The sequence below is a fragment of the Solibacillus faecavium genome, assembly GCF_014836905.1.
GTDB classification, from domain to species: Bacteria; Bacillota; Bacilli; order Bacillales_A; family Planococcaceae; genus Solibacillus; species Solibacillus faecavium.
Genome location: NZ_JACSPZ010000004.1, coordinates 97478 through 108626 on the forward strand (window position 1 = coordinate 97478; position 11149 = coordinate 108626).

The 11149-nt window shown below is 39.1% G+C and carries 10 protein-coding genes; 2 read left to right on the top strand and 8 right to left on the bottom strand.

The features are described 5' to 3' along the window. The first annotated feature begins 10 nt into the window (after positions 1-10). Both H9635_RS09715 and H9635_RS09720 read left to right on the top strand, forming a co-directional pair. Entirely contained in the window at positions 11-1729 is a 1719-nt protein-coding gene (locus H9635_RS09715) for an ABC transporter ATP-binding protein (RefSeq protein ID WP_191700028.1), read from the top strand. Then, on the top strand, positions 1726-3522 hold the full coding sequence (locus tag H9635_RS09720) for an ABC transporter ATP-binding protein (protein WP_191700029.1): 1797 nt from the start codon (positions 1726-1728) through the stop codon (positions 3520-3522). Before H9635_RS09715 ends, H9635_RS09720 begins: the two co-directional genes overlap by 4 nt. A gap of 89 nt (positions 3523-3611) precedes the next feature. Here H9635_RS09720 and H9635_RS09725 read toward each other — a convergent pair whose 3' ends face one another. The 8 genes from H9635_RS09725 to phnM all read right to left on the bottom strand — a co-directional run bounded on the left by H9635_RS09725 (position 3612) and on the right by phnM (position 11142). Further along, positions 3612-4484, bottom strand: a complete 873-nt coding sequence (locus H9635_RS09725) for a CPBP family intramembrane glutamic endopeptidase (protein ID WP_191700031.1) — start codon at positions 4482-4484, stop codon at positions 3612-3614. A gap of 178 nt (positions 4485-4662) precedes the next feature. After that, positions 4663-5508, bottom strand: a complete 846-nt coding sequence (locus tag H9635_RS09730) for a PhnE/PtxC family ABC transporter permease (RefSeq protein ID WP_191700033.1) — start codon at positions 5506-5508, stop codon at positions 4663-4665. Continuing rightward, positions 5508-6293, bottom strand: a complete 786-nt coding sequence (locus H9635_RS09735) for a PhnE/PtxC family ABC transporter permease (RefSeq protein ID WP_191700034.1) — start codon at positions 6291-6293, stop codon at positions 5508-5510. The genes H9635_RS09730 and H9635_RS09735 overlap by 1 nt, the downstream gene beginning before the upstream one ends. A 15-nt stretch (positions 6294-6308) precedes the next feature. Beyond that, positions 6309-7154, bottom strand: a complete 846-nt coding sequence (gene phnC, locus H9635_RS09740; protein WP_191700035.1) for a phosphonate ABC transporter ATP-binding protein — start codon at positions 7152-7154, stop codon at positions 6309-6311. A 134-nt stretch (positions 7155-7288) separates the two neighbouring features. Then, positions 7289-8329 carry a PhnD/SsuA/transferrin family substrate-binding protein gene (locus H9635_RS09745; protein WP_191700037.1) on the bottom strand — a complete coding sequence of 347 codons (1041 nt, stop codon included), beginning with the start codon at positions 8327-8329 and terminating at the stop codon, positions 7289-7291. A gap of 115 nt (positions 8330-8444) precedes the next feature. Further along, positions 8445-9266 (bottom strand): PHP domain-containing protein, encoded by an 822-nt coding sequence (locus H9635_RS09750; protein ID WP_191700039.1) that lies wholly within the window; start codon positions 9264-9266, stop codon positions 8445-8447. Then, the gene (gene phnL / locus H9635_RS09755; RefSeq protein ID WP_191700041.1) at positions 9263-9958 is read right to left on the bottom strand and encodes a phosphonate C-P lyase system protein PhnL; all 696 of its coding nucleotides are present in this window, start codon (positions 9956-9958) and stop codon (positions 9263-9265) included. The genes H9635_RS09750 and phnL overlap by 4 nt, the downstream gene beginning before the upstream one ends. An 11-nt stretch (positions 9959-9969) precedes the next feature. Continuing rightward, positions 9970-11142 (bottom strand): phosphonate metabolism protein PhnM, encoded by a 1173-nt coding sequence (gene phnM / locus H9635_RS09760; protein WP_191700042.1) that lies wholly within the window; start codon positions 11140-11142, stop codon positions 9970-9972. Between the last annotated feature and the right edge of the window lie 7 nt (positions 11143-11149).

The window sequence follows — 11149 nt, forward strand, 5'->3', positions numbered from 1 at the left end:
AGGTTATTACATGAAAACTATTTTTCAATTTATGAGGCGCTATAAATGGCCTGCCGCAATTGCCTTTTTCCTAATGCTTTTAGAGCTTACAAGTGACTTAATCCAGCCACTTTTCATGGCGAAGATGATTAATGAAGGTTTACTAGAAGAAAATTTATCCAATGTCGCATTCTGGGGTGGCTGTTTATTTGTATTGGCACTGTTTTCCTTTATAAGTGGTGTGTTAAACTCCTTTTTCTCCGCACATGTCGCACATAGCTTCGGCTTCGACTTACGTAAGGCACTCTATAGTAAAATTCAATCGCTGACAATGGCTACATATTTAACGTTCCCGACATCAGGTCTTATTACCCGCCTTACGAGTGATGTGACGCAAACGATGAATATTGTATTTATGATGTTGCGCATTGCAATGAAAGCCCCATTAATGACAATTGGTTCACTAATCATGGCATTCATCATCAATGCAAAACTTGCCTTGATTTTATGTGTAAGTTTTCCGTTTTTACTCATCTTCCTCGTATGGATGGTATCGATAGGCATCAAATTGTTTGCACGTGTTCAGCATAGACTTGATTTTGTGAATCGACAGCTTCAGGAAGGACTTCAGGCTGTAAGATTGATTAAAGCATATATGCGCGGACAGTATGAAGAAAGTCGCTTTTTAACGGTCGCAGAAAATTTGAAGTTTGATACGATCAAAGCGACGCGTGTCATGGAAATTGCACTGCCTGTTCTCCAATTTGTAATGAATATTAGCTTACTTATTGTAATTTGGGTTGGCGCAGATGCGATCCGGGAAAATGATATTCTTGCCGGGGACTTGGCCGCAATAATTAACTATGCATTCCGTATGACCGCATCGTTTTCTATTTTTTCATTTATTATTATTGCGTATGCCCGCGCAAAAGCCTCTGCTGAACGTATTGAGGAAATTTTAAATATCAATGAAGGTACAGAAGAAGTAGAGAAAAATGAAGCCCCAATACTTGAAGCTTTCTCAATTTCCTTTGATAATGTTTCTTTCCATTATCCAACAACGGAACAGTATACGCTTCAGAATCTATCATTTACAATTAACAGCGGTGAAAAAATAGCGATTATGGGCGCAACAGGCTCAGGAAAATCGACCATTTTGCAGTTGATCGAACACTTTTACGAGCCGAATAATGGTGCGATTTATATAAATGGACGCAATATAAAAGACATTCCACTTCAACAATTGCGTAGCTCTATTTCCTATGTCCCGCAGCAATCACTTCTGTTTTCAGGGACAATTGTAGACAATTTACGCTGGGGGCAAAATGATGCGTCGCTTGAGCAAATTATTGACGCGACGAAAAAAGCACAAATCCATCAATCCATTGAAAGCTTTGATGAACAGTATGAGACAGTGATTGGACAACGCGGCATTAATTTATCGGGTGGTCAAAAACAACGCCTTGCCATTGCACGTGCCCTTCTAAAGCCAGCTTCATTACTCATTTTGGATGATAGTACATCAGCGCTCGATGTCGCGACTGAGCAAAAACTGTGGGAAGCGCTCGATGGTGAAGCTTTAACGATGCTCGTTGTCACACAGAAAATCCAGACAGCACAAACGGCTGACCGCATACTACTTATTAATGAAGGTGAGCTCCATGGTTTTGGCACACATGAAGAGTTAATGGAAACAAACGATTTGTATGCAAAAATCGTTGCTTCACAGCAGGAGGTGCTTGCCGAATGAAGTTTTTCAACTATGAACCAATTATCACGAAAGAACAAATAAAAAATGCAAGCGGAAAGAAGAAAAAAGGTGAGCGTGCCCAAAACTGGACGTACACATTAAAGCGTATTCTTGATTTTGTTGCTGAGCAAAAAATACTGCTATTTGCAGTGCTATTTCTCGTCGTATTAAGCTCTGCGCTCGCCTTAATCGGACCGTTTATTATCGGGAGACTAATTGATCAATTTATCGATGGCAGTTCGTTAAGCCAGCTGCAATATTGGCTCTATGGGTTAGCGGTTATTTATTTACTTTACAGTTTAGCAAGCTACTTCCAGAATTACTGGATGGTCAGTATTGCCCAACAAACAGTATTTCGTATACGTACGCAGTTATACGGGCATTTCTTCAAGCTTCCCCTTCGCTTTTTTGATAAAAGAAAGCACGGAGAATTGATGAGCCGCGCGACTAATGATATCGAAACAATCAGCGCAACATTAAATAGTGCCTTTATCCAGGTCGTGTCCAGTATATTAACATTAACAGGTACTGTGGCAGTCATGCTTTGGCTAAGCCCTGCCCTAACACTCATTACAATGTTGATCGTACCACTCATGTTTTATAGTATGCGCTGGATTACAAAACGAACGAGCCTGTTATTTAAACAACAGCAAGCAGCCATTGGGGAAATGAATGGTTTAATTGAAGAATCGATTACAGGTCAGCATGTCGTAAAAGCTTTTTCGCAGGAAAACGAAATGCTGCGCCAATTTGATGAAAAGAATACCCGCATTCGCACTGTTGGTTTTTGGGCATTAACCTATTCCGGCTTCATCCCAAAAGTCATGAACACATTAAATAGCTTAAGTTTTGCAATTGTCGCATTTGCAGGAGGCTTATTTGCTTACTATGGTCATATTTCTATCGGAACGATTATTATTTTCACAGAATATGCCCGCCAATTCACCCGTCCACTGAATGATTTGGCAAACCAGTTTAACACCGTCCTATCTGCTCTAGCTGGTGCTGAACGCGTCTTTTTAATCATGGATGAGAAAGAAGATAAAACCGTTGGAGAAGATGTTGAAATACTTGGTAATGTCCGTTTTCAAAATGTTTCATTCCAATATGATGCACAGGCATCCTCCCCTACATTATCGAATGTGTCTTTTGAGGTGAAAGCAGGACAATCAGTTGCATTAATTGGGCAAACTGGTGCTGGTAAAACGACAATTATGCAGCTGTTAACAGGACTGTATGAAAAGACAGATGGGAAAATCGTTTTTGATGATATGGATATTGAAGAGATTTCAAAGGCAAGTCTGCGCAGCCAAATGGCATTCGTCTTGCAAGATCCGTTTCTTTTTGAAATGTCGATAAAGGAAAACATCCGCTACGGGAAACTTGATGCAACAGATGAGGAAATATACGAGGCAGCCAAAAAAGCTAATGCCCATTCATTTATTGATAAGCTTCCGGATAAATACGACACAATATTAAGTGCGGATGGCAGCCAGATTTCACAAGGACAAAAACAGCTGCTATCGATTGCACGTGCCTTTGTTGCAGATCCAAAAATTTTATTATTAGATGAAGCGACAAGCAGTATCGATACTGTGACTGAGCTCCATATTCAAGAAGCCCTTGAAAAGCTGATGGAAAACCGTACTAGCTTTATTATCGCGCATCGTTTAAATACGATTCGCAAAGTCGATTATGTCATCGTACTGAATCAAGGGAAAATTATCGAACAGGGAAAGCGCCAACAGCTTATTGAAAAACAAGGCGTGTTCGGACAAATGCTGAACGTGTAGGAACAAAAGAATTTTTTGCATAAGAACTACAAAACCGCCCATGTTGCTAGAAAAGCAAACAGGGGCGGTTTTTTGTGTCTAGTTATAGCTTAAATAGGATCAATTTCTTCTTGCTCCACAACTTTCGGTACCGGATTTTTTAATTGCCGGAAACGCTTATAATATTTAACAAGCAAAATTATAATAACGACTGCCAATACTATAAACAAAATACCGTTTATTAACAGTTCACGCTGTGCTGCTTCTGTCGAAGGTAAATCAAGTTCGGCCGTTTGATTTGTATATACATATTGAAGGAATGCAAGAAAATTACTGAAACTATGTAATAACATCGGAACAAATATATTTTTTGTTTTTAAATACGCATAGCCGAGCACACAGCCTAATGCAAAAGCAAACACTACATTAATCGGATTAAGATGAATAATCCCAAAAATTATTGATGAAATTATAATGCTTTTTTGCGGACTCCATCTCAATGTAAAACGTCGAAGTAAAATCCCTCTGAATAAAAGCTCCTCATAAAGTGGCGCGAGAATACAAATATTGATGAAAAACAAAATATAAACGAGTAATGATGGCTGCACTTCTTCCAAATCAATCATCGGATCAAATAAAAATAAGTTGCGTAAAAGTTCTTCAAACATGAGATACAGAAGTGTTACTACAATCGCTGTAAATACAACGGTAATCAACTGAAAGCAAGTGGTTATCGATAAGTATCTTGCCCAACGTCCTTTTGACATGATTGTATTCATTGGCTGATCATTATACGTAAAATTCCATTTCTTTGTTTGATAGACAATATACAACAACAAACAAATGGACATAATAAATGTAATCCATTGCTCGCTATCCGGGAAATCGACTGCAAACACCAATACAATACTCGCTATAAATAAGAAAACCGCAAACAGAATAAAATAACGCATTTTAAATTTTTTCAACTCGGTATAGTCCATAAATTTGCACCTCCTGTTTTAAGAATATCATAATATGACAATATTATCCTTTTTGTAGGCACGTTATTATTTTCGTACTCTTTCACATTATGATAGCACGTTTCTTTTTAGCAGTTATTTAGACAAAACAGCGCAGTCCACTTACCAAGTGCTAGTATGGGACTGCGCTGTTTAGTTTCTAGCTTTTTGTCATTAAACGTCGCTTGATTCGTACTGAAAAAAATTCTAAAATGAGCGCGATAATGAGTGCACAATATGTAATCATACCTACTTCGTGCAAGTCAAAGTAAAAGTTCGATGCCATAAACAGCTCGAAACCGATACCACCAGCCGCAGCTGCTGCTCCCATTGCGATCGCAATATCAAAATTCGTCTCAAATCGTAAAAATGTCCATGAGACAAGAAATGACGAAGACTGCGGAATTACGGCATGCCGAATAATATGCCACCAGTTTGCTCCAGCAGAACGTAATGCTTCAATTGATTCATCGCCTATTTCTTCAATCGATTCGGAATAAGCTTTTGTCAAATAAGCTATTGTATGTAGCATCATTCCAAGCACACAAGCTACTGCACCGAGACCAGCCACAATGGCAAAAATGAGTACCCATAAAACAGTCGGTACTGCCCGGATAAACGAGTTCACCGCAATAATAATATGTGAAACTTTTGCATTGCCTAAATTTTTTGCACTGGCAATTGCAAGGAAAAATGAAATGACTGCACCTAATACTGTAGTCAGAAATGTAAGAGCGAGCGTAATCAGAATTTGGCTCATCGCTGTTGCAAAAGTAATTTGATTGAATGCCGGCTGTAAAAACATCATTTTCAAATTACCTAATGTCATTGAAATGGCAGTCGACCATTCAATTGCCCCATAATTCAAGAGGAACGGACAAATGCATGTAAAGACAAGGAGCGAAATCCAAACGGTGCGCATTACGATCGAAGCTTTTGAAACTTGCTGAATTTGGATCCGACCCTTTTTCACTTTAACATTTTTAATAGATGGTACTGCTTGCATTATGAAATCGCCCTCCTTATTTTGTTCGATGCAAATTCAATTGCAAATACTACAAGTACAATCGTAATAGTAATAAGGCCGACCATTTCGTAATTTAAGCTTTTATAGTACATATCAAATAAATAACCAATCCCCGTACCTGTCAGAATCCCCACTAATGTAGCACTTCGAATATTCGTTTCAATCATATAAAATACCCAGCTTAGCATTTGTGGCATCGTATCCGGTAAAACACCTTTAAACACAACCTGCAAGTACGTAGAACCGGTTGCTTTTAAAGCTTCCACACCATCCGAACTCGCCTCATCAATCGTTTCAATAAACATTCGTACTAAAAAACCAAACGTTGAAAAAAAGAGCGCGAAATACCCAGTAATCACATTATGTCCAAATGAAATAACTAACATTAATGCCCATGCCACCACCGGAATATTTCGGAATATGGAAGCAACAAAACGCGCTGCGATTCCTACAAAATGCTGGACTTGTGTCGTTTTGGAACCCATCATTGCAAAAAACAAGGCACAAATCGTGGCAGTCATTGTTGCAAATATTGATAGCACAATCGTTTCCCATAGTCGCTCAAGCACTTTCGGTAAGTTTTCCAGTGCTTCACTACTTGGGATTAAATTAACCGCCATCCAAATTACTGTCCCCGGAATGGCTATAATTCCTTCGATTAAGCTAAACTCTGTTATCACAGCAGAACTATACGTTAAGACAATTAATAATATAAAAATAATTGTTGTTCGCCATTTCTTCTTACGTAAAATATCAGTATCCACGATTATTGCCTCCGTCTATTCCGTAATCAATTCATCCACATTCGTCCCATAAATTTCTTGAATCGCAAATTTATTGAGTTTCCCTGGCTCATCATCAAATACTTTACAGCCCTTACTCAGACCTATAATCCGATCGGAATATCGAGTGGCCACCTCAACTTGATGTAAATTGACCAATACAGTAATGCCCATTGTTTCAGAAATTTCCTTCAGATGATCCATAATGACTTTAGAGGCATTCGGATCAAGCGATGCGATCGGCTCATCACACAATAAAAGTTTGGGCTCTTGTACTAATGCACGTGCGATTCCGACACGTTGCTTCTGACCACCGCTTAACTGATCACAGCGTTTATAAATATGATCTTCCATTCCTAACTTCTGCAATATATTTAAAGCAAGCATCTTCTCTTCTTCGGTATATACATTAAACAAACCTTGCCATGTACTTTTATAGCCGAATCGACCGTGCAGGACATTTTCAAATACTGTTAGACGGGACACAAGATTATAGTGCTGAAAAATCATGCCTATTTTCGCACGTGTACGTCGAAGTCTTTTTTTATTCAGTAGCACAATATTCTGGTCATCGAAAATAACTTCCCCACTTGATGGTTCAATCATGCGATTAATACAACGCAATAAGGTAGATTTCCCTGCACCAGATGGACCGATAATGGAGATTAACTGCCCTTCCCCTAATGAAAGACTAATATCATTTAGCACGCTATTTTTCTGATCATAACTTTTATGGATATTATTTAGTTGTAAAATTGTCTTCGCTGATTTTACGACTTCCGTTTCATGATAGGCAAGTGGTCTAGGTATTTCTTTTACAGTTCGTTCCAGTACAGTTTGCATCGCTCATTCTCCTTTATTGCTTTTTTAGAAAGGGGCTGTCAGGGGGATCATTTCGATAAATTACGAGATAATTCATAAGAAGGAAGGCTGTATTCAAAGAAAAATTTACCTTGACCACTGCCTCCACTAAATACTTATTTCGATAATTCACGAATCGGGTTGAACCATTGATCATCTACTTCCAAAAATCGCTCATTTCCTGACGTATAGAATAATGATGGTTGTTCCTTTTCCTTAGGCATGAAAATCTCTTCGTTTTTTGCCGTCGCATCCGAAGTTAATGCTTCTTTTAATTTTGAAACTTCCTCTTCCGACAATACTTCTGTATTTACTGCAAACGGTGCATTTAATACAGGTGTTACTTGGATTAAAGTGAATTCCTCGCCTGGTAATGTATTGAATGGTGGCGCTGCATTGTCGCGCACGCGGTAAACCGTTCCTGGTTTGTTTGCTTCTCCTTCAACTATCTCAATGTATGGATCGACACATGTATCACAGAAGGAAGCAATATCTGTTCGTCCCATTAACATATTAACTGCTGCACCTTGATGTGAACCGCCAAACACTACACTTGGATACACAGCATTGCCTTCCATCAAATCTTCTTCCTTCAAGCCTTTGTCACTGAAATGTGAAATAATTGAGCTTGCCGGCATTTTAAAGCCTGATGTAGATGATGGAGATACAAACGAGATGCTTTTCCCTTCTGTCGTATCCAAATCATATTCTTCATTCACTTTGTAAGCATTAGCTTTTTCTTTAGGTACAGCTAACCAGCTATAATAAAGGGCATCATCAAGAGTTCCTGATTCGCCTGAAGTTACTACCAATGGTGCAACTGCCTCATTTTTCTTATTTGCTTCGATATAGCCCTGAGCGCCCATGAACGCCACTTGAGCATTTCCATTGGCAATTGTTTCGATTGCGATTGCGTAGTCGGTTGTTAATTTATGTTCTACTTCTCTTCCTGTCGCTTCTTCAAATAGCTTTCCGAAAGCATCACGTGACGGACCCATTTCTGAACCAGATTCATTTGGATACCACACGACTACTAACGGTTCTTTTGAATTTGCACTTGCCGAATCAGTTGATGATTCATTTTCAGATGAATTGCACCCAACTAAAAGTAGTGCACTTAACATTCCAACAACAGGTAGTTTCCATAGTTTTTTCATTATAATTCTCCTTGTTTTCGTAATAGTGGAAATTTTTAGAGCGCCCTATTTCCATTCACATTTAATCATGTTTCTTTAGTGTTGAATAGCGTTCTTCAACGATCTTTATAATGTTTTACAAATGCTTTACAGTTAAGGATCTTTGTAAATGGTCCATTATATAGCTACCAAGCTCAACGGCAGCACCATATTTTCCGTGATAGTCGGAGCCGCCAGTTAATAACAAATTATACTTGGCAGCCAATTGCTTCACGCGGTTCTTGTCCGTCTCGGTATGATCTGGATGCACTAACTCAATTCCATCTAAACCTTGTGCAATCAATTCCTCCGCAACTTCATAGCTATCGAGCTGTCCTGGATGTGCTAACACTGCAAATCCACCATCGGCATGAATTGCTTTAAGTGCCTGAAAGACATCGATATAGGCTATATCTCCAGCCGCCACTCCAGACCCTTTAAATAACGATTGATACAGCGTTTGATAATTTTTATTTTCATACGACTCATCCAATAGGGCATTCATAATATGCTGCTTATACAACGTACCGCTCGTATAAGCATAGGCAAGTGCATCATCAATATTTATCTGAAAGCCAGCATCTTTTATACACCTCGTTTGCCAGATGGAATGTGCATGACGCCGGGCTAATAATGGCTGACAAAGTGCTTCTATTGCTGGGCAAAGTCCTTTAAATCCATATCCAAGCAAATGAACTTTCCTTCTGCGTTTAAAGTCATAGGCAGAAATTTCAACGCCAGGTATAAACGTCATATCATATTGCCTCGCAAGTAAATGACCTTCGTTATGATGCGCCACTGTATCGTGATCAACAACACCTAAGTGGGTAATACCCGCCTGCTTTGCTTTCCAAAAAAGCATTTCTAATGTATCACTGCCGTCGGAATAGCGACTATGTGTATGCCAGTCAATTATCATGCAATCTCACCCTTAACGTATTTTTCCATTGTAAATATTTCATCGCATAGGCCATCCATAAACTCCAAATCGTGAAAAATTCCGACTAGTGTAGTACCTTGCGCTTTCAGCTTTTCAATAGATTCTCTTACCTTTATTTTCGAGGTTTCATCCAAACTGGCTGTCGGCTCATCCAACAGTAATAAGCGTGGTTGCTTTACGATGGCACAGGCAATATTAAGACGGAGCTTTTCACCACCGGAAAAATTATTCGGATAACTATTCCATAATGTTTCTTCCAAATCAAAATGAGTTAGTGCTTCTTTTGCACGTGTAACTGCATCATGTCGTTTAATCCCAATATCAAGTAAAGATTGCGTTACTAATTCGAGTGCCGTTGTACGTGGCATTACATTTAAAAACTGTGATACATAGCCAATCTCATATTTGCGTAAATAAACAATTTGTCTAGGGCTTGCCTTTAACAGATCTATCATTCCAAATGCTTCTGAATGAAAAAGGATTTCTCCACTTTGAGGCTCGTACGTACGATAAATGCTTTTTAATACAGTGGACTTCCCACTGCCACTTTTACCGACAATCCCTAAAAATCCCCCTTCTTTTACGTGTAAAGAAATATTATTTAACGCTGTGAACGTATTTTGTAGATGATGAATCGTAAACGTCTTTTGTAGCTCGTTAATTGTCAGCATTGTGCCACCCCTTATCGGTAATTTGTTTGCATAATCACTTTGCCATCTACCATCGTATTGGTTACAACGGGATAGCCGTCATCCATTTTACCGATGATGATGATGTCCGCTTTCTTTCCGGCTTTAATTGAGCCGATTTCTTGATCCAAATTTACAGCACGAGCAGGATTAATCGTGACTAGCTGGAACAATCGATGCAAATCTTCTTCATATTTATCCGCTAATTCAAAAATGCCCTGCAGCATTGCTGGCGGATAATAATCACTGCAAACAATATCAATAACACGGGCCTGAATTGCTTCACTCGCACTTAAATTTCCGGAATGCGACCCACCCATCAAAATATTTGGAGCACCGGCAATTGTATATAGACCCATACGCTTCGCCTCTTTAGCAACGTCCAATGTAATCGGAAACTCGCTAATTGTTGTTCCGTGTGATTGAGTAAGCTGCAGCTTGGCAACATCATCGTCATCATGGGATGCAACGGCAATATTTCTTTCAATCGCAAGACAGCTCAACCGTTCAATCTCTTCATACGTCATTTTTGTTTTATCAATTTGTTCTTTTATAAGCACATCTGCTTCTGGTTCTGAAATAGACCGGTAGCCGCGCATCGTCTCTTTATATATTTCTAGATTGCGATATTGTCCTTGTCCTGGCGTATGGTCCATAAATGAAAGTAAATGTATTTTTCCATCCAAAATATTTTGCTCAAGTGCCGGTATCTGATCGATTGAATCAATTTCAAATCGCGCATGCATACGATGACGAATTAAGTGTTGTTCTGTATGTGTATTATGGATGGCGTCAATGCATCGTTGCACATTTTGCGGTTCGCGAATTGCTTTATGTGAATATTTATCATCGCCATAAAAGGATAACGAATGGAAGATTGTCGTAATACCGTGCGTCATTAAAATACGTTCGCTCTCACGTAAACCCACTTTCAAACTCATAATGGATGTAGGCCTTGGACTGATTATTGTCTCGATATAATCTGAGTGAATATCGACAAAGCCAGGTGATACATATCCCCCATCTGCGTCAATCACCTGAACTGTAGCTAAATCCAGATCCTCTGCAGGTACAATTCCTGCGATTAACGCGCCGTCAATGAGTACGGCATGATCACTTAAAAACTGCTCTTCTGTTACGATGATTCCGTTAATAATTGCTTGCATATATATG